The sequence below is a fragment of the Methylobacterium sp. C25 genome, from assembly GCF_021352225.1.
Classification (GTDB): domain Bacteria; phylum Pseudomonadota; class Alphaproteobacteria; order Rhizobiales; family Beijerinckiaceae; genus Methylobacterium.
The window spans coordinates 63,548-82,395 of record NZ_JAAUVI010000011.1; the positions used below are offsets into that span (position 1 = coordinate 63,548).

Here is an 18,848-nt window from a genome sequence, read left to right on the forward strand (position 1 = left end):
CTTAACCCCGTGCTCAACGGCAAACCGGCCTTCCGTCCCCGGACGGGACAACCGGTGCAGCGGATCAGGACGGGTCGATGCAACCACGTTTCACCATCATCCAGGGCGGCCTGCCCGAGACGGCCCCGCGGGCGGCCTCTCCGGAAGGTCATCCCTGGCTTTCCCTGGTGACCGACGAGACACCGATCGTGGACCTGCTCGCTCGCCGCGGATGGCGGGTGCTGCTTCGGCGTCCCTCCGAACTGCGGGATGCCGAGATCGAAGAATGGCGCGCCCTCGCCGCGCGCCGCACCGGGCTCGACCCCTTCTCGGATCCCGACTTTCTGGTGACGGCGGCGCTGCACTTGCCGCTCGGCAATACCGGCGGCGTCGCTTTCGCGATGGCCTTCGCAACCGGCGAGAACGGGATCGAACGCCTGCGCGGCGTCATCCCGCTTGCCCTCCCGAATCCGATCTGGGGAGGTTCGGCCGTCTCCCTGTGGCAGGCGCCGCTTCGCCCCCGCCCGGTCGAGCCGGTCTTCGACGACGGGGCCGCCGGGGATGCGGTCGAGGCGGTGCTCGGACATCTCGCGCGAACCAAGCCAAGTGCCGCCTTGCGGCTGTCGAGCCTCGATGCCTCGGGCGATCTCGTCACCGCGCTTCGGGCCGAAGCGCGGCTCCGGGTCGAGACGCGTCAGGCGCCGGCCGCGATCCCGGAGGCCCAGTTCGTGACGCTGGCAAGCCGCGAGACCGTCTCGTGCGCCGAGCGGATCACCGGAGCCGACGCGATCCGCGACGCCGTCGAGCGCTTCCTGTTGTTGGACGCCCAGCGCTCGCGCCGCCCTATCCTGCCCGACCCCGCTGCCGCCTCCACCCTGCGTGTCGTGTCTCGCCTCTTCGCCCGCCGCGGCCTCATCGAGGTCGAGTTGAACTCTGCCTGGGGCGACGTCGTCTCCGGCGCGATCCGTCTCGGCCGTGAAGGCGAACGCGTGATCTGGCGCTCCGTCAACCTGGACGAGGCCGGGCCGGCGCAACCGCGCACGGTGGACATCGAGGTCTCTCTCCCGGAGCCGGTGGCGCCCGCAGGCGCAGTGGGCCTGGCCTGATCGATCCGAAATCCCGGCGGCATCGCACTATTTGTGCGAATGCATACGGTTTTCGATTGTGGGCACATTAAGCTCTGCTAAGCTGAATTCATCATTCGATGCGCGTGGTGGGACGTATCGTGGGAGAGCAAAGCGATGATGCTGCTGTGCGCGGGCTGTGCGGCGGTGATGGCTCTGTGTATCGCGGCGACCTTCGTGGCTCTTAATCTCTGATGGCACCGTACCCGCCCTAACCGCATCGGGCCGGCATTTTCACGGCGAGGATCTGATCTCCTCGCCGGCCGGCGCAGACTGTTTCAGTCAGCATGAAATGCTGCGCCGCTGCCATCCGATCTGGCGCGTGACCGATCACTCTCCGCTCACACCTGGGCATCGGTGACGAACGTCTGACACTTTGTTTTCAGGTGCCGCACTAGAAACGCCGGCTTCACTTTCAGAACTCAGCAGAATGACATGAAAAGGCGCGTCGGAGTGTTGGCCGTGATCGCCGGAGCTGTATCGACAGCGATCCTGGCGTTTCCGAAGAGTGCAGCCGCCCAGACGGATGCAAGCCCGTACGGCTTCTCGGTACGGGTGTCGCTCTCGCCGAAGGCATTGCAGAAGCTGACGGCCATGTCCGAAAGCGTGAACGTCAAGTCGTTCTACTATGGAAAATCGGCCAAGAAGCCGACCCGCGCCGATATCAAGCGCGCACGTGAGGAGGGTCGGGAGCCCGATCAGATCGAGATCGTCGGTGACGTCGTCACGCTGCCTGCCGCGGGCGGCCTCGCCGAAATCCCTGGCCGAAATCTCGATGCTGCCGAGATCGCGGCCGTGGGCCGCAATCTCCTCAAGGTGAACCTCAACGTCTTCTCGGCGCGTAAGGCCGTGCAAGACAACCTACTCGATTGCGACCTCTTCGATGACGATCTCGAGCTCGCCAGGGCAAAACCCATCGCCATCGGGTGTCGTCTGATCGGCGAACAGTGAGACGGACCCGCGATAGCGGCGAGGAGCGTTGCGTGTGCGCTCGACCGCAATATCCGGTCCGGCACCCCCTGCGACCTCGGAGACCATCGTAATCCTGCAGATCGTTCGCATGTGACGAGCGTCACTCGCCCCCTGTCGACCAGATGCCGCGTTACTTCATCGACCTGCACGACGGCGCGAATTTCGTGAAGGACAAAGTCGGTTTCGACGTGCCCGACGTCGATGCCGTGCGTGCGCGCCTGCTCGGCGTGGTGGCCCGCTACGCCCGGGATCTCAGCGCCGACGAGGATCGGCAGGATCTGTTCGTGATCGTCCGGGACGAGGCCGACCGCATCCTGTTTCGCGCGCACCTGTCGCTCGACTTCGACCGGCTCGAGAGCGCCTGACGCCAGCCCCGCGCGAACCGTCACCCCGTGGGGCATGTGGATTATGCGGATAGCGCTGCTGCAGGTCCGCGCACCTGTCCGGCCGTTCAGGTTCGATCCCCGATAGTGCTTGCAGGCACGGCGGTTGGGGGAGTGGGAGAGATGTCCGGACACGAGGCTCGGCGGCAGGGGCTCAAGGATGTTGCCGCGATGGTCGGCACCCTGACGGAGCGGATGATGACCGCCTACGTCGTCGGCTCCCGTCCGAGCGAGCAGGAAGTGATGGCGTTCTGCCAGGGCGTGCTGCTCCTCGAGGAGCACCGGGTTGCTCTGCCGTGCTTCGCCGAGGACGTCATCAAGCGGCTCCAGGCGCAGGAGGCCGCGCGCGCTCCGCTGCCGCCGGCCCCGCAGCCCGCTCCGCCGACGCGCGGTCCCTCGCTGCTCGAGCGTATGCTGTCGCCGTTCAGGCAGCTGCGCGTGGCGTGATCGGAAGGCGGCAGAGAGTCATCGCAGCGGGCCGAACTGTGCCTGCGCTGCATGGATGCCGAACGAACGGGCCTGCCCCTCGTCCACGCTGCTTGACGCGCGTGAACTTCTCCCGCAATCGGACGTTGCCGGTACGTCTGCGTCAGTGACGCTGCGCGCGGGCTCCACAGGACCATCGAACCCCATGCCAGACGACAGTAGTCGATCGACCACGCCGCCCGTGGCCGTCCGCGTCAAGCGCGCCTGATCCTCTGGTCCGGCTCGCCCGCGACCGGCCCTGGCGGCTGGTCGGAACGAGGTGAGCCATGAACGCTTCAAACATCCTGCCACGCGGGAGAGGTCGCCGTGAGGCCGAGCCGGCACGGGATCATTCCGTGCTGATCGTCGTCATCCTGATGATGACGCTCGTCTTCGCCCCGGTGATCGGTTTCCATCTGGCCATGCCGGCATCCGACACCCACGACCAGGTGGCGCCGTCGACGAACCTCGTCGTCGCCGCGCCGACGAAGGAGCCCGGCTGAGTTCGGCTCGGATCCTTCGGTCGTCTCACGTCGCTCGAAGCGCGGCAGCCGGTCAGGCCGCCGCGTCTCGTCTTGCGCCCGACTGCCTCAGCGGTCGCCGACGCCGGCCAGCAGCTTCTCGATCTGCGCCATGCCGTTCTCGCGGGCCTTGGCCTCGGAGTGGTGGTTGCGGTCGGATCGCTGGGCCATCTTGCCGTGCTTGCGGATCGCCCACTGATAGGAGCCTCCGTCGGCCTTCGGCGGGATGATCTCGAGGGTGTAGGGGTAGGTCTCGTTGTCGCTCATGCGGGTTCCATGGCACGGCGGCGCTCCGGAACCAAGCCGGAACGCGTGGTTCCGAGCAGAGAACCGCTGAATGCTCCACCTGTCCCGAGGCCATGATGGTGGGGCCGGGGGCGATCATACCGATCCCGACGATCATCGTCCGGTTGATCGTCTCACTGCTCACGTGTCGTCCCCCTCCCCAAGACGGCATGAGCATGATGGCCTTCGCGGAATGCTTTCCCCCGCGCGAGGACAGCAGTCGCGGTGAGCGCAGTCGGCGACGCTCGCAATGAGGGGCTGTCGGACCGAGCCCAGGCGACCGCTCGCGAGCCCGCATCGACGCGCGACCCGCGACAAGACCGCGCTCAACCCCGGCGTTAGCCCGCCGTAAACCTCGATTTGGAAAGATCGCTCGTGGTTGCGCCTGTCCGGCGATCGCCCGAGGAGGCCCGTTCGTGGCAGGATTCCCGCGTTTCGCGCGGCTGGCACCCGTCTCGGCCCTGGCGGTGTTCGCGCTCGCCTCGTGCGGCCCGGATTCCGACGGGCCACCGCCGCCGCTGGTGCGCAGCTTCGTCGTGGCCGCCGCCGGAACCGGCGCGCAGAGCTTTACCGGCGTTGTGCGCGCGCGGATCGAGAGCGCGCTCGGCTTTCGCGTTGCCGGCAAGATCTCCGAGCGACTGGTCGACCCCGGAGAGCGCGTGCGGCGCGGCCAGCCGCTGATGCGGCTCGATCATGCCGATTTCACCCTGGCGTTGCAGTCGGCCAAGGCAACGGTCGACGCGGCTCGCGCCCAGATGGTCAAGACGGCCGCCGACGAGAAGCGGAGCCGCAAGCTCGCGACCGAGGGTTGGGTTTCCATCGCGGCCTACGATCAGACCAAGGCCGCGGCCGATGCCGCCGCGGCACAGTTCGCGGCGGCGGAAGCGCAGGCCGGCCAGGTCGGCAATCAGGCCGGCTATGCCGAATTGCAGGCCGATGCCGACGGAGTCGTTCTCGAAGTGCCCGCCGAGCCCGGACAGGTCGTCGGGGCGGGCCAGACCGTGGTGCGGCTCGCCCGCGACGGGGCCCGCGAGGCTGAAGTCTTCCTGCCAGAAGGCGCCGAGCGGATGGCACAGGCCGATGCGACGGCCGCGCTCTATGCCGGGCGCGATGCCGCCTTTCCCGCGCATCTGCGCGAGCTCTCGGCCATGGCGGACCCAGCCACCCGCACCTATCGCGCCCGCTACGTGCTGGAGGGGGCCGGCGAATCCGCGCCTCTCGGCGCCACCATCACCATCAAGCTCAAGCCGAGCCTGCGCGGCAACGACGCGAGCTTCGCGGTGCCCCTGGGCGCGATCTTCGACAGCGGCGATGGCCCCTCGGTCTGGAAGATCGATCCGGCCCAACACACCGTCTCGGCCCAGCCGGTGCTCGTGACGCGCATGCGCGAGGAAAGCGCCGACGTCGCCTTCGGGCTCAGCGAGGGCGATCGCATCGTCGCGCTCGGCGCACATCTGCTGAAGGGCGGCCAGCAGGTGCGCGTCGCGGCGGACCGTGTGGCGGCGGCGGCGCCATGAACGGCTTCAACCTCTCGGCCTTCGCCGTCCGCGAGCGCGCGATCACACTGTTCCTGATCATCGCGACGATCGGCGCGGGGCTCTTCGCCTTCGTGAAGCTCGGCCGTGCGGAAGACCCTTCCTTCACCGTGAAGACGATCGTCGTCTCCGCCGCCTGGCCGGGCGCCACGGCCGAGGAAATGCAGCGGCAGGTCGCCGACCCCCTGGAGAAAAGGCTGCAGGAACTGACCTGGTACGACCGCGTCGAGACGACCTCGCGCCCCGGCATCGTGATGATGAAGCTGAACCTCAAGGACGGCACGCCGGCCCATGAGGTTCCCGACCAGTTCTACCAGGCCCGCAAGAAGCTCGGGGACCAGGCCAGCGCCCTGCCCCGCGGTGTCGTCGGCCCCTTCGTCAACGACGAGTTTTCCGACGTCTACTTCTCGCTTTACGCGCTTCAGGCGCGGGACATGCCGCACCGGCATCTCGTGGTGCAGGCGGAGGAGCTGCGGCAAAGGCTCCTGCGGGTGCCCGGCGTCGGCAAGGTCAACATTCTGGGCGAGCAGGCCCAGCGGATTTATGTCGAGATCTCCTACCAGCGCCTCGCGACGCTCGGCATCAGCGGGCAGGCCCTGTTCGCGGCCATCGCCGCGCAGAACGACCTGACGCCCGGCGGCTTCGTCGAGACGGCCGGTCCGCGTACCTATCTGCGCCTCGACGGGGCGCTCGAAGGCATCGAGGCGGTGAAGGCCATCCCGGTTGCCGCCGGCGGACGCAGCTTGAAGCTCGGCGACGTCGCCGACGTCACGCGTGGCTACGAGGATCCGAAGAGCTTCCTGATCCGCAATGACGGCGAGCCGGCCCTGCTGCTCGGCCTCGTGATGAAGCCTCAGACCAACGGCCTTACCCTCGGCGCGGCACTCTCGAAGGAAGAGGCGGCGATCCGTTCAGGCCTGCCGGCCGGCCTGACATTCGAAAAAATCTCCGATCAGGCCAAGGTGATCGACGAGTCGATCGACGAGTTCATGGTGAAGTTCTTCACCGCGCTGGCAGTCGTCGTCGGCGTGAGCCTGCTGACGCTCGGTTTGCGCGTCGGCATCGTCGTGGCGCTCGCCGTGCCGCTGACGCTTTCGGCCGTCTTCGTGGTGATGATGGCGACCGGCCGCGACTTCGACCGGATCACGCTCGGCGCGCTGATCCTGTCGCTGGGCCTGCTTGTCGATGACGCCATCATCGCCATCGAGATGATGGTGGTGCGGATGCAGGAAGGTGCCGACCGGATCAGCGCCGCGACCCATGTCTGGGGCACCACTGCGCTGCCGATGCTGTCGGGAACCATCATCACCATCGCCGGCTTCCTGCCGGTCGGCTTCGCGCATTCAACCGCTGGAGAATATGCCGGCAACATCTTCTGGGTCGTGGCGTTTTCGCTGATCGTCTCGTGGATCGTGGCGGTGACCTTCACGCCCTATCTCGGTGTGAAGCTGCTGCCGCAGATCGCCAAGGTCGAGGGCGGCCACGACGCGATCTACGCGACGAAGCACTACGAGCGCCTGCGCCGGCTGGTGCGCCTCTGCGTCGACCGCAAGCGGGTCGTTGCGGGCGCGACGCTCGGTCTTTTCCTCGTCGCGGCGGCGGGCGCGGGGCTCGTCGAGCAGCAGTTCTTCCCGAATTCCGACCGGCCGGAGCTGATCGTCGAGGTCAACCTGCCGCCGGGCACGGCCTTCGACGTCACCGATGCCTCGGTGAAGCGGATCGAGGATGCGCTGCGGGCCGAGCCCGAGGCCAAGATCGTCACGGCCTATGTCGGCCAAGGCCTGCCGCGCTTCATCCTGCCGCTCGATCCCGAACTGCCCGACCCTGCCTTCGCGCAGATCGTCGTGCTCACCGAGAATAGCCACGCCCGCGACGCCCTCAAGCTCAAGGCGCGGCGCATGGTCGAGAACGGGATGTTCCCGGAAGCGCGAGTCCGGGTCACGCAGTTCGTGTTCGGGCCGCCGGTGCGCTATCCTGTCCTCTTCCGCGTGATCGGCCCGGATCTCGACGAGCTGCGCAAGATCGCAGCGCGGGTGCGCGACGTCGTCGCCGCCAATCCCGACATGCGCCTCACCCATCTCGACTGGGGCGACAAGACGCCGAACCTGCGCCTCGCCTTCGACCAGGAGCGCCTGCGCCTGATCGGCCTGAACCCGCGCGACGCCGCGACCCAGCTCCAGACCATGCTGAACGGCGCCCCCGCCACGCAGGTCCGCGAGAACCTGCGCCCAGTCGACGTGGTCGTGCGCAGCCCCTCCTCCGAGCGCCGGACGCTGGGCTCGCTCGGCAGCATGACCCTGGTGACGAGCGACGGAAAGGCCGTCCCGCTCTCCCAGGTCGCCCGTCTCGTCAGCAATACCGAGGATGCCGTCCTGAAGCGCTACGACCGCGAGCCCTGCATCGCCGTTGAGGGCGACGTCCGCGACGGCCGGCAGCCGCCGGACGTCACCGCGGCCATCCTGCCCAAGCTCGCCGCGATCAAGTCCAGCCTGCCGCCGGGCTACCGCATCGATACCGGCGGTTCGGTCGAGGACAGCGCCAAGGCTCAGGAGGCGCTCGCCGCCGTGTTCCCCCTGATGCTGATCGTGACGCTCGCCGTGATCATGTTCCAGGTGCGCTCGTTCTCGACCATGTTCATGGTGCTCGCCACGGCCCCGCTCGGCCTCTGCGGCGCGGTGCCGACGCTTCTCGTCTTCGGGCAAGCCTTTGGATTCAATGCGATTCTCGGGCTGATCGGATTGTCCGGCATCCTGATGCGCAACACCCTGATCCTCGTCGACCAGATCGACCGCGAGAAGGCGGCCGGCCTCTCCGACTACGACGCCATCGTCGAAGCCACCGTGCGCCGGGCGCGTCCCGTGATCCTCACGGCGCTCGCCGCGATGCTCGCCTTCATCCCCCTCACCCACTCCGTGTTCTGGGGCGCGCTAGCCTATGTGCTGATTGGCGGTGTCGGCGTCGGCACCGTACTGACGCTGCTCTTCCTGCCGGCGCTCTATGCTCTGTGGTTCCGGGTAAAGGCGCCGCTGCGGGTCACGACGCGCAAGGCGTGGCTGGCAGCCGAGCCACTCGCAGCCTGAGGCGCACGAAACCCTCGCTAGAGAGTTCGAAGCAGATTTCTTGCCCACGAACGCAATTGAAACGAACCGATAACCCTAAAAATCTGTTCGTCGATTTTTACAAATCGAAACCATTTCCTGAAGTCATCCATTAATCGCGTTCGGAGTCGCCGCCGTTAGGCCTCTGAGAATTAAGTCAAAAGCAATTCGCGCCCGCAAAACTCTTTGCATTACGCGCAAACACAAGCGCGACAGGCGGGCATGACATGAGCATCAACGGCAAGAGCGACGTGATGGGATCCGGCCTCAGCGGCAGCGCCCGCGATTTCCGGGTTCCGTCGGGTCCCGACCTGCTGGCGCGCGGTGACGGCTTCTTCGCCTGGCAGGAAGGCCGGCGCCAGAACGGATACTGGCCGTTCTCGCGCTCCACGGAGACCCGCCCCGGCACCGCCTGCAAGGCGCGCGACGACCGCGGCAACCCGCTCGAAGGCATCAACTTCTCCTCGCAGGACTACCTCAGCCTCGCCTCCCATCCGGAGATCTCGGCGGTCGCTACCGACGCGGTCCAGCGCTTCGGAGTCCACAGCGCCGGCTCGGCCGTTCTCGTTGGCAACACCGCAAGCTCCGTTGCCCTGGAGCGAAAGATTGCCGATTTCCTCCAAATGGAAGAGGTCGTCCTCTATCCGACCGGGTGGGCCGCCGGTTACGGCGTGATCCGCGGGCTGGTGCGCTCGGCCGATCACATCGTCATGGACGCGCTCGCTCATACCTGCCTGCAGGAAGGCGCCAACGCCTCCACGCAGAACATCTCGCTGTTCCGCCATCTCGACGTCGAGCATTGCCGCGCGAAGTTGGAAGGAATCCGCGCCCGAGACACGCAGAACGGCATCATGGTCATCACCGAGGGGCTGTTCTCGATGGACTCGGACACGCCCGACCTCGCGGCGATGCAGGCGCTGTGCGACGAGTTCGGCGCAACCCTGATGGTCGACGTCGCCCACGATCTCGGCGCGCTGGGAGCCGAGGGTCGCGGCCATATCGGCATCCAGAACATGCTCGGCAAGGTCGATCTGGTGATGGGCTCGTTCTCCAAGACCTTCGCCTCGAATGGCGGCTTCGTCGCCACCAACCGTCGCGAGATCAAGGAATACCTGCGCTACTACAGCCCCTCGACGACCTTCTCGAACGCTCTCTCGCCGGTGCAGACTGCCGTGATCGGCAAGGCCTTCGACATCGTCGCCTCGGCCGAGGGCAAGACCCTGCGCGAGCAGTTGATGCGCAACGTCGTCAGCCTGCGCACGCAGTTCGCGGAAGTGGGCCTCGACGTTTACGGAGACCCGTCAGCCATCGTTTGCGCCAAGGTCGGCCGCGAGAGCATCGCCCGCATGGTGAGCCGCCGCCTGCCGAAGCTCGGCCTGCTTGCCAACCTCGTCGAGTATCCGGCCGTCGCCAAGGGCGCCGCACGGTTCCGTCTCCAGGTCATGGCGGGCCACTCGGAGGAGAACATTCGTCACGCGGTGAAGTCCATCAAACTTGCGGTGGACGAAGCCCGGATCATGGCAGCGGTCCAGGAATCGCGCTCGCAGACGCTGGCAATGGCGGCCTGACGCACCGAGCCCTGATGATCGGCGCGATTTCCGGCTATATCCGCGCGGGTGATCGCCGCTCAGTCCCGAAACTTCCTCGACGTCTCTCGCTCGGTCCTCGGCCGGCCTTGGCGCGAGCGCTGCACCGATCCGTCGCTGCACGCGCTCGCCGCGACGATGACGCAGGCGCACGGGTTGCCGGATCTGCTCGCGCGCATTCTCGCCTCGCGCGGCGTGCGGCCGGATCAGGCTGAAAAATTCCTAGCGCCGAAACTCCGCGACCTGATGCCGGACCCGGCGGTCCTGCTCGACATGGAAGCCGCCGCCGACCGGCTTGCCCGTGCTGTCACCACCCGTGAGCCCGTCGCGATCTTCGGCGATTATGACGTCGACGGCGCGGCGAGCGCTGCGCTCCTCGCAGGCTATCTGCGTGAGTTCGACGTGCCCGTGCAGGTCTGGATTCCAGACCGCATCACAGAGGGCTACGGGCCCAACGTCGCGGCGGTGACGAGCCTCGCCGAGAGTGGCGCGCGCCTCCTCGTCTGTGTCGATTGCGGCACGGCCGGCCACGCACCGCTGGAAGCAGCGAAAGCACTCGGCCTCGACGCAATCGTACTCGACCATCACGTAGCGACCGAGCATTTGCCGCCGGCGGTGGCCCTGGTGAACCCGAACCGTCTCGATGATCTCTCGGGTCTCGGCCATCTCTGTGCGGCAGGCGTGGTCTTTCTCACCCTCGTCGCCTTGAACCGGCGCCTGCGCGGTCTCGGCACCCTTGCGGCCCATGGCGAACCCGCGCTTACCGACGCGCTTGATCTCGTGGCTCTCGCCACCGTCGCCGACGTGGTGCCCCTCCTCGGCCTCAACCGTGCTTTCGTCGTCCAGGGCCTCGCCGTGATGCGCGGCCGCGGCCGCCCGGGCCTCGCCGCTCTCCTCGATGCGGCTGGCCTCAGCGAGCCACCCGAGGCGTGGCATCTCGGCTTCCTCGTCGGCCCGCGCATCAATGCCGGAGGCCGCATCGGCGATTCCGGCCTCGGCACGCGGCTACTAAGCACCAACGATCCTCTAGAAGCCGCCCGCATCGCCGCCGAGCTCGACCGCCTCAATCGCGAGCGGCAGACCATCGAGGCGCTCGCCGTCGAGGAGGCCGAGGCCGCGATGGACCGCGACCTTGCGGGCGACCCCGACCGTCCGGTGCTCGTCACCGGCTCGCCCGAATGGCATCCGGGTATCGTCGGGCTGATCGCGGCTCGCCTGAAAGAGCGCTTCGGCCGTCCGGCCTTCGCTTTCGCAGTGAAGCCCGACGGCACCGCAACCGGCTCTGGCCGCTCGATCCTCGGCGCCGATCTCGGCCGCGCCGTCCACGGGGCAGTGGAAGCCGGGATTGCCGTGAAAGGTGGTGGCCACGCCATGGCGGCCGGCGTCACCCTACCCGCTTCGGATCTGGTGCCGTTTGCCGAGTATCTCGGGACAGCACTTGGCTCTGCCGTGGCCGAGGCGCGCGAGGCCGAGGCGCTGTTAATCGACGGCGCGGTCAGCGCTGGGGGCGCCACGGCCGAACTCGTAAAGACCATCCAGCGCGCCGGCCCCTTCGGTCAGGGCGCTCCGGAGCCCGTGCTGGCGCTTCCGCGCCATCGGATCGTTGATGCAGCGGTGGTCGGCAATGGTCACGTCCGCGCCCGCCTGCGCAGCCGCGACGGACAGGCCGTCGGCGCCATCGCCTTCCGTGTCGCGCAAGGGCCGCTCGGCGCGGCCTTGCTCAAGGGCGTCGGCACCGAGTTCCACGTCGCCGGCACGCTGTCGGTCGATCGCTGGCGTGGAGCGGAGCGCGCGCAGTTCCGCATCTGCGATCTTGCTGCGCCGGAGTGACACCGTCTGCCGTGTCGTCGTGCGGCCACGCGATCCTGTTGACACCCGTCCGGGGCCTCACCATAAGGACGCCCTGTCGAGACCGCCGGTCCATTCTATGGCTGGCGGTCCTGCGGTTTGGGGGAATGTCCCGAGCGGCAAAGGGGGCGGACTGTAAATCCGCTGCGTAAGCTTCGTAGGTTCGAGTCCTACTTCCCCCACCAAACCAGCCCGGCCGGTGCCTTCTCAACGCTCCGGCGCCATGCTATCCGGCGCCCAATGCGGGTGTAGCTCAATGGTAGAGCAGCAGCCTTCCAAGCTGAATACCCGGGTTCGATTCCCGGTACCCGCTCCATCTAAACTTCCCAAGACTCTAGAACGACTTGGGCGATGAATCTGACGCGTTGAACGAAGACTCCGGCGTCGCGTCATACAACGGCTGTACAACGGTCTCACTCTCTCGAATCGCATTCCTTCCATCCTCTCACGATGCCGTGAGCGCATGCGATGATGGTTTTCGAAGCCATTCCTTCATGAAGGACCGGGCAAGGCGCTTCGGTCCGACAGGGACCACAGCGCCGATCGGGGCCGCGACGGGGCTCGGCTAGTCCGTGAGGCCTGACGGCGCTCCTCACCTAGCCTGTGCGCAACGGTTCCCGTTCCTTCCGTTGCTGCGCATGCCGGAGGCGCTGCGAGAGCTCGTCTGCCGTGCCTGCCGAGCGAGGAAGCGACCACGCGGCCGGCACCAGAAGTTCGGTCTTTGCCGCGGCCCGACGGCAACTCTTGCTGCCGGATCGGCCCCGGCGTCCGCTCGCGCCAGTCACCACTCGACACGCATCCGCTGCGCGCGCAAGCTCGACCATGCCGGCGGCGTCGGGCCAGGCGACCGCTCGGATCGTCGGTGTTAAGCTTGTGTCGTCTGTTTCCATCCGTCGCGGCGTCAGTCGATGCGCCGGACTCGCACCGCCCTTGTCATGCCCTCCACGACCCCTCGACAGGAAGAGGGCAGCAACATTGCGTGAAAGAGTGTTGGCCATCCACTGGGGGAGAGTGCGTCGTTCAGGTTTGCGGAACGGCCCGCACACGCTCGATCAGTTCGTGGATGTCGAATTCGAGAGCTTCTGCGAGGGCTAGAAGCTCCACGAGATCGATCCTGCGGCTGCCGCCTTCCATGACGGCGACCGTCGACTGATATCGGCCGAGACGGACGGCCAGCTCCGACTGAGTAATGCCGGACCTTTCGCGATATTCCACGAGTGTGTCGACCAGTTTCCTATGGCGGCCGCTGTGCAAGGTCTTAGGCATTGCCCCGTCGTCGGTCGAATGAAGGCCGACGCGCCGACTAAGCTGATTTCTAGATAATATGAAAATATGATAATCGTATAAATCGCGTCGGCCTCGTGCCGCTGAGAGGTCCGATGACGACTTGGTTCACATCAGATCATCATTTCGGTCACGCAAACATCATTGGGCACTGTGCGCGGCCTTTTGCAGGCCAGCAGCAGATGGACGACGAACTGGTGAGAAGATGGAACTCCGTCGTCGGTCCGGACGACGAAGTCTGGCACCTCGGCGATTTCGCTTATCGATGTGGCCCGAACAGGTTGCTCGATATCTTCTCCCGTCTGCAGGGGCGGGCCATCCACCTCGTATCTGGCAATCACGATCGGAAGCATACCCTCGCGCTTCCTTGGGCATCGATACAGCAGTACGCTGAACTGCAGGTCGAAGGGCAGGCGATCGTGCTGTTCCACTATGCGCTTCGAGTTTGGAATCGGTGCCATCACGGCGCGTGGAACCTATACGGTCATAGTCACGGCCGCCTGAACGGTTCCAGCACTTCCTGCGACGTTGGAGTGGATGCATGGAGCTACACCCCGGCCTCGCTCGAGCAGATTGCGGAGCGGTTAAAGAAGGGCGGCGACGTCGTAAGCTGATCATTGGAAAAATAGGTCATGGCCTCCAGTCTGTAAGGCTAAGAATATTGCCGCCTAGTTTCTGGAAGGCGCGCTGTCGACAAGAAAATACGATGATCTGTTGCTCCCGAGACTGTCGATGAAGGGCGTCGAACATCTTCTCGATGCGATCGTCGTCGGAATAGGCGAGCGTGTCGTCGAGGATGACGGGGCCGGCCGGCCGTCGCGAGCAAGTCGACGTGCGAAGGCGAGCCGCGTCAGCACGGAAAGCTGCTCGCGCATGCCACCGCTCAGGCGATCGATTTCCTCGTCTTGGCCGTTCCGCCGGATCGTGTGGGGCTGGAGGGTCCTATCGTCGAAGGTGATCGATGCGTGGTCAAAGAGCCGCCCGAGTAGTGGCTTCCGTGATCCGCGCCAACCTCCAGGCCGAACTCCCAGTCTACGGGTTCACGTCGGAGCTTGACCAAGACATCGCGGACCTTCGGAGTGGTCGACGCAGTGTCCTGCGGCGCCGACGGCGCTCTCGAAACGGCGAGCTGCCTGACGAGGCCCTTGGCCCCACGGCCCTCGCCATTGCAGACACCTTGATGTCCACAATCAACGAACGGTAGCAGCCTTTAGACAACCACCGTGGTTCCCTGAACACCATCGCTGCCGCGAAGGTGCTGTTCTCCATCGACGGCAGCAAATCTCATTCGTCTTTTCGGAAGCGGTCGGACTATCAGTCACCCGATCTACTCGTAGGGCTCTCCCCCATCGATAGCCTGGAAGCAGACGTTTCCAGGGTCGGCAATGGATTAAGAACGCCCGGCGCGAAGACGTCTGCTTCTTACGACTGGCACTCGGAAGCGGACCGTCGCAAAACCACCCATGCCAACCGTGCCGCTTCCGACCCGGTCCGGCCAAACACGCGCGGTTACGCAGCCGCCTTTGCCGCGACTGCAATCTACAACCCGTCGTTTCATCCGGGCCCCCGACTCAATCACGGCCTGTCGAGTGTTGGCTGCCCCGAGTGCCTGATCGTCGACATCCCGCGGGACGCCTCGATCAACGACCGAATGCGGGCGGCCAGCATGTCGACCGCGAAAGGTTTCGACATCACGGCCATGCCCGGCGCGAGATGACCGTTTCCGACCGCGGAGTTTTCGGCGTAGCCGGTGATGAACAGGACCTTGAGGTTTGGGCGGGTAACGCGGGCCGCGTCGGCCATCTGGCGTCCGTTCATGCCGCCGGGCAGTCCGACGTCGGTCACGAGTAGATCGATGCGTGTGTCCGACTGCAGCAACTTCAGACCGGCTACGCTGTCGCCAGCCTCGATCGCGGTGTAGCCGAGGTCTTCCAGAACATCAGTCACGAGCATCCGTACCGTCGGCTCGTCGTCGACGACCAGCACCGTCTCGCCTTGCTCGGAGCGGGGCAACGGATTCGCCAGGGCGTCCTCGCTCTCGTCGGGCACGGCGCCGTAGTAGCGCGGCAGGTAGATCGAGACGGTCGTGCCGTTGCCGACCTCGGAGTAGATCCGGACCTGTCCGCCGGACTGCTGGGCGAACCCGTAGATCATCGAAAGGCCGAGGCCGGTCCCCTCGCCGAGCGGCTTGGTTGTGAAGAACGGCTCGAACACGTGTTCGATCACCTCAGGCGGCATTCCCGTGCCGGTGTCGGTCACGCTCAGGACGAGGTACTGGCCTTCCGGCATGCCCTGCTGTCGGGCCGCTCGCTCGTCCAGCCACTTGTTGGCCGTCTCGACGGTGATGCGGCCGCCGTCGGGCATGGCGTCTCGCGCGTTGATGCAGAGGTTCAGCAACGCATTCTCGAGCTGGGATGGATCGACCAGGGCCGGCCATACGCCCGACGCGCCGACCACCTCGATGGTTATGGCGGGTCCGACTGTCCGCTGGATCATCTCCTGCATGTCGACGGCGAGGCGATTGGCGTCCGTCGGCCTAGGGTCGAGGGTTTGGCGACGCGAGAACGCGAGTAGGCGGTGGGTCAACGCAGCGGCGCGCTTCGACGCTCCCTGGGCTGCGGCCATGTAGCGCTCGACATCGTTGAAACGCCCCTGCTGCAGCCGCGTCTGCATCAGCTCCAACGATCCGGAGATGCCGGCGAGCAGGTTGTTGAAGTCGTGCGCGAGACCACCGGTCAGCTGCCCGACAGCCTCCATTTTTTGAGATTGACGCAACGCCTCCTCGGTCTCCCGCAGGTGCTTTGCGGCATCGACGGCGACGGTGACGTCGCGCCCGATGGCGAAGATCAAGCCCGCGCTTGGCGCAGCGACCCATTGGATCCAGCAGTAACTGCCGTCCCGGTGGCGGAAGCGCAGATTGACGCTCGGCAATCGATCCGTCTGCACGGTCGCAAGCGCACCGAACATCAGCTTCATGTCGTCGGGATGAGTGAAGTCCGCGGCCGTCGAACCGACGACGTCGGCAGGCTCGTAGCCGAGAACGGACCGCCAAGCCGGGTTTGCACGCTGGTAGACGCCTTCGAGAGAGGCCTCGACCATCAGATCCGGCGACGTGTCCCACATGCGATCGCGCTCGGCGGTCCGCGCAGCGACCTTCTGCTCGAGCGTGTCGGCCAAGTCGCGAAGTCGAGCCTCGCTGTCCCGCAGAGCCGCCTCGGCGTGTTCGGCTCGGATCTTGGGGGTGGCGTCCACCGTCACATTGAGCAATCCCGCGACGGCGCCCATCTCGTCGCGCACCGGCGAGTACGAGAAATTCCACCACGTCTCCTCCGGGTAGCCGTGGCGCGTCATCACCAGCGGCATATCCTCGAAGCGTACGGTTTCGCCGGCGAAGACCTTGTCGACGAGTGGGACGATCTCTTCCCAAACGTCAGGCCACGCATCGCGAAATGGTCGGCCGAGCGCGACGGGATGGCGCTCTCCGAGCATCGGCGCATAAGCGTCGTTGTAGAGAACGATGCGCTCGGCTCCCCACGCTAACTGCATCGCATGGCCCGATCCGACTATGATCTCGACCGCGGTCCTCAGGCTCTGAGGCCAGCCTTTGATCGGTCCGAGTGGGCCGCCAGCCCAGTCGTGAGCACGGATACGGGTGGCCATGTCGCCGTCGCCGCGAGGCCAATTCGTCGGAGTGGTCGGAGGCGATGTCACACTTGGAAAACGCACCCCCCGGTGCCTTCCGTCAATGGTCGGCACGGACGGCAGACGAATAACATAGGGATGCTGCGTCGGAGGCCGCCTTCGCGCCTCAGTCGCGGTGCCCGCACCCGCAGCCCGCCGCATGCGCGCCGCCGGGCCAACGGGAATTCCGGATCACGCTGCAGAAGTTGCGCTTGCGGAAGCCCGGCTCCTTGTCCGCGATGACGTCGGCCTTCACGTTGCCGAAGGTGGTGTCCGGCTTGTGCCGGATGCCGTCATAGAAGGCCTGGATGATGTCTTCCTTGAAGTCCGGCGAGCGTGGGAAGGCCGAGACCACCGCCTCGCGTTCCGCGTCGGAATACTGGCCGTAGGTCAGGCCGAGCACGTCCATCTCGACGCCGGCCGTGACCAGTGCGACCACCGGGTGCATATGGACCGGAATGCCGGGCGTGGTGTGGAGCGCGATGGCCGTCCAGACCGTGTAGACGTCCGCCTCCGGCACGCTGTGCGTCTTCAGGAAATCGCGGGCCGCGTTGGCGCCGTCCACCTCGAAGCGCTCCTCCGCGCTGCTGTGGTCCGGCATCAGGCCGAGGTCGTGGAACATGGCGCCGGCGTAGAGCAGCTCGCGGTCGAAGCTCAGGCCGCGGCGCACGCCGGCGAGCGCGCCGAACTGGTAGACCCGGCTCGAATGGTTGAAGAGCAGCTCCGTCTCGGTATCGCGAACGAACGCGGTGATGGCCTGAGCCAGAGCACTGTCGGGAATGGCGGCGTCGGACTGGATGGTCACGTTGCCCATGGAGGATCTCCATTGCTCAGAGCCTGCCGATGAGCTACGGAGCTTCCGCGATGGCTGCAATCGTCTTAAAGCGGCGATTTCTGCCAACACGCGCGCACTTTCTGCCACGGAACCATCATGGCGCCCCGATCCGTCGCGATCCTCGCCTTTCCCGGCGTCCAGCTCCTGGACGTGGCCGGGCCGCTCGACGTCTTCGCCGAGGCGAACGCGCAGAGCGGCGGGGACGTCTACGATCTGGCCGTCGTCGGGACGGAGCCCGGCCCGATCGTCACCTCGTCCGGGCGCGGGTTGGTCGCGGACCTGGTCGCTCCCGGAGGAGCGTCGGAGCGCTTCGACACCCTCCTCGTTGCGGGCGCTCCCCGGATCCAGGAGCTGGACGTCGGGTCCGGCCTGCTGGCGTGGCTCGGCCAGGCCGCCGGGCGCTCCCGACGCTACGGCTCGGTCTGCAGCGGCGCCTTCCTCCTCGGGCAGGCCGGTCTCCTGGACGGCCGCCGGGTGACCACGCACTGGGCCGTGGCGGAAGCCCTGGCGGAGCGGTATCCCGAGGCCAAAGTCGAGCCCGACGCGATCTGCCTGTTCGACGGGCCGCTGCGGACGGCGGCCGGCGTCACGGCCGGGCTCGACCTCGCCCTGGCGCTCGTGGAGGAGGATGTCGGCGCCGAGATCGCACGGCGGGTCGCGTCGCAGCTCGTGATGTTCTTCAAGCGGGGCAGCGGCCAGATGCAGTTCAGCCGCCGTGGGGTCAGCGCCCCGGTCGGCCGCTCGGCCCTGCAGGAGGTGCAGCGCTGGGTGGCGGCCCGTCCGGCCGAGGATCACGGCGTCGACCGCCTCGCCGCCCGAGCTGGGATGAGCCCGCGGCACTTCGCGCGCCTGTTCCGGGTCGAGACCGGCCTGACCCCGGCCGCCTATGTCGAGGACGTCCGGATCGAGGCCGTCCGCCGCCTCCTCGAGACGGAGGACGCCGCCCTGAAGCAGGTCGCCGGCGCCTGCGGCTTCCGCGACGCCGACACGCTCCGGCGCGCGTTCGTGCGCCGGGTCGGCACGACACCGGCGGAATACCGGCGTCGGCACGTGCGGTCGTGACCGGTGGCCGGAACTCCGATCGCCCGCGCGACGACCGCCCCGGCGACGCAGCCCGTGAAGGTCGACCACCGCTGTCATTGCCCTGGCGCAGATAGCGGCGAGGAAGTGGCTATCCGGATTTTCGTGTGGAATTTCGCTGCAGGGTGCTTCCGGATTTCCGTCTTTCCTGTCGCCGGATCCAGATGTCGCC

General features: G+C 66.6%; 15 protein-coding genes, 2 tRNA genes and 1 pseudogene. 13 read left to right on the forward strand and 5 right to left on the reverse strand.

Going from position 1 to position 18,848, the window contains the following annotated elements; all coding sequences use genetic code 11:
* Positions 1-77 precede the first annotated feature (77 nt).
* From HCU64_RS20665 to HCU64_RS20685, 5 genes are all read left to right on the forward strand, one after another.
* Positions 78-1,085 (forward strand): hypothetical protein, encoded by a 1,008-nt coding sequence (locus HCU64_RS20665; protein WP_233386135.1) that lies wholly within the window; start codon positions 78-80, stop codon positions 1,083-1,085.
* Positions 1,086-1,538: 453 nt separating this feature from the next.
* The gene (locus tag HCU64_RS20670) at positions 1,539-2,054 is read left to right on the forward strand and encodes a hypothetical protein (RefSeq protein WP_233386136.1); all 516 of its coding nucleotides are present in this window, start codon (positions 1,539-1,541) and stop codon (positions 2,052-2,054) included.
* 143 nt (positions 2,055-2,197) lie between these two features.
* Positions 2,198-2,440, forward strand: coding sequence for a DUF6894 family protein (locus HCU64_RS20675; protein ID WP_233386137.1), 243 nt, complete (start codon positions 2,198-2,200; stop codon positions 2,438-2,440).
* Between the two features lie 141 nt (positions 2,441-2,581).
* Positions 2,582-2,905: a hypothetical protein gene (locus HCU64_RS20680; RefSeq protein ID WP_233386138.1), complete on the forward strand. Its 324-nt coding sequence runs from the start codon at positions 2,582-2,584 to the stop codon at positions 2,903-2,905.
* A 305-nt stretch (positions 2,906-3,210) separates the two neighbouring features.
* Complete coding sequence (locus tag HCU64_RS20685) at positions 3,211-3,426, forward strand: hypothetical protein (RefSeq protein WP_233386139.1); 216 nt, start codon at positions 3,211-3,213, stop codon at positions 3,424-3,426.
* An 87-nt stretch (positions 3,427-3,513) separates the two neighbouring features.
* On the opposite strand, the gene HCU64_RS20690 is transcribed toward HCU64_RS20685, so the two are convergent.
* Positions 3,514-3,711, reverse strand: coding sequence for a hypothetical protein (locus HCU64_RS20690; protein WP_183512329.1), 198 nt, complete (start codon positions 3,709-3,711; stop codon positions 3,514-3,516).
* Between the two features lie 434 nt (positions 3,712-4,145).
* Between HCU64_RS20690 and HCU64_RS20695 the strand changes: the two genes are divergently transcribed.
* The 6 genes from HCU64_RS20695 to HCU64_RS20720 all read left to right on the forward strand — a co-directional run bounded on the left by HCU64_RS20695 (position 4,146) and on the right by HCU64_RS20720 (position 12,112).
* Positions 4,146-5,246, forward strand: coding sequence for an efflux RND transporter periplasmic adaptor subunit (locus HCU64_RS20695; protein WP_442785994.1), 1,101 nt, complete (start codon positions 4,146-4,148; stop codon positions 5,244-5,246).
* Positions 5,243-8,344, forward strand: a complete 3,102-nt coding sequence (locus HCU64_RS20700) for an efflux RND transporter permease subunit (RefSeq protein ID WP_233386140.1) — start codon at positions 5,243-5,245, stop codon at positions 8,342-8,344. Before HCU64_RS20695 ends, HCU64_RS20700 begins: the two co-directional genes overlap by 4 nt.
* A gap of 245 nt (positions 8,345-8,589) precedes the next feature.
* A complete protein-coding gene (locus HCU64_RS20705; protein ID WP_233386142.1) occupies positions 8,590-9,930 on the forward strand; it encodes an aminotransferase class I/II-fold pyridoxal phosphate-dependent enzyme in 1,341 nt (446 codons plus the stop codon).
* A gap of 156 nt (positions 9,931-10,086) precedes the next feature.
* Positions 10,087-11,778, forward strand: a complete 1,692-nt coding sequence (gene recJ, locus HCU64_RS20710) for a single-stranded-DNA-specific exonuclease RecJ (protein WP_233386217.1) — start codon at positions 10,087-10,089, stop codon at positions 11,776-11,778.
* Positions 11,779-11,897: 119 nt separating this feature from the next.
* Positions 11,898-11,981, forward strand: a tRNA-Tyr gene (locus HCU64_RS20715).
* A gap of 57 nt (positions 11,982-12,038) precedes the next feature.
* Positions 12,039-12,112 (forward strand) — tRNA-Gly (locus HCU64_RS20720).
* Positions 12,113-12,816: 704 nt separating this feature from the next.
* On the opposite strand, the gene HCU64_RS20725 is transcribed toward HCU64_RS20720, so the two are convergent.
* Entirely contained in the window at positions 12,817-13,062 is a 246-nt protein-coding gene (locus HCU64_RS20725; RefSeq protein WP_233386144.1) for a helix-turn-helix domain-containing protein, read from the reverse strand.
* A 113-nt stretch (positions 13,063-13,175) separates the two neighbouring features.
* On the opposite strand from HCU64_RS20725, the gene HCU64_RS20730 reads away from it, so the two are divergent.
* Positions 13,176-13,694 (forward strand): metallophosphoesterase family protein, encoded by a 519-nt coding sequence (locus HCU64_RS20730; protein ID WP_233386146.1) that lies wholly within the window; start codon positions 13,176-13,178, stop codon positions 13,692-13,694.
* A gap of 16 nt (positions 13,695-13,710) precedes the next feature.
* Here HCU64_RS20730 and HCU64_RS20735 read toward each other — a convergent pair.
* The 3 genes and pseudogenes from HCU64_RS20735 to HCU64_RS20745 all read right to left on the reverse strand — a co-directional run.
* Positions 13,711-14,072, reverse strand: a pseudogene (locus HCU64_RS20735) (ATP-binding protein); the annotation flags it as partial.
* A 583-nt stretch (positions 14,073-14,655) separates the two neighbouring features.
* The gene (locus tag HCU64_RS20740) at positions 14,656-16,740 is read right to left on the reverse strand and encodes a hybrid sensor histidine kinase/response regulator (protein WP_233386147.1); all 2,085 of its coding nucleotides are present in this window, start codon (positions 16,738-16,740) and stop codon (positions 14,656-14,658) included.
* Between the two features lie 148 nt (positions 16,741-16,888).
* Positions 16,889-17,575, reverse strand: coding sequence for an HD domain-containing protein (locus tag HCU64_RS20745; protein WP_267922541.1), 687 nt, complete (start codon positions 17,573-17,575; stop codon positions 16,889-16,891).
* A gap of 117 nt (positions 17,576-17,692) precedes the next feature.
* Between HCU64_RS20745 and HCU64_RS20750 the strand changes: the two genes are divergently transcribed.
* Positions 17,693-18,658, forward strand: a complete 966-nt coding sequence (locus tag HCU64_RS20750; protein WP_233386148.1) for a GlxA family transcriptional regulator — start codon at positions 17,693-17,695, stop codon at positions 18,656-18,658.
* Positions 18,659-18,848 lie beyond the last annotated feature (190 nt).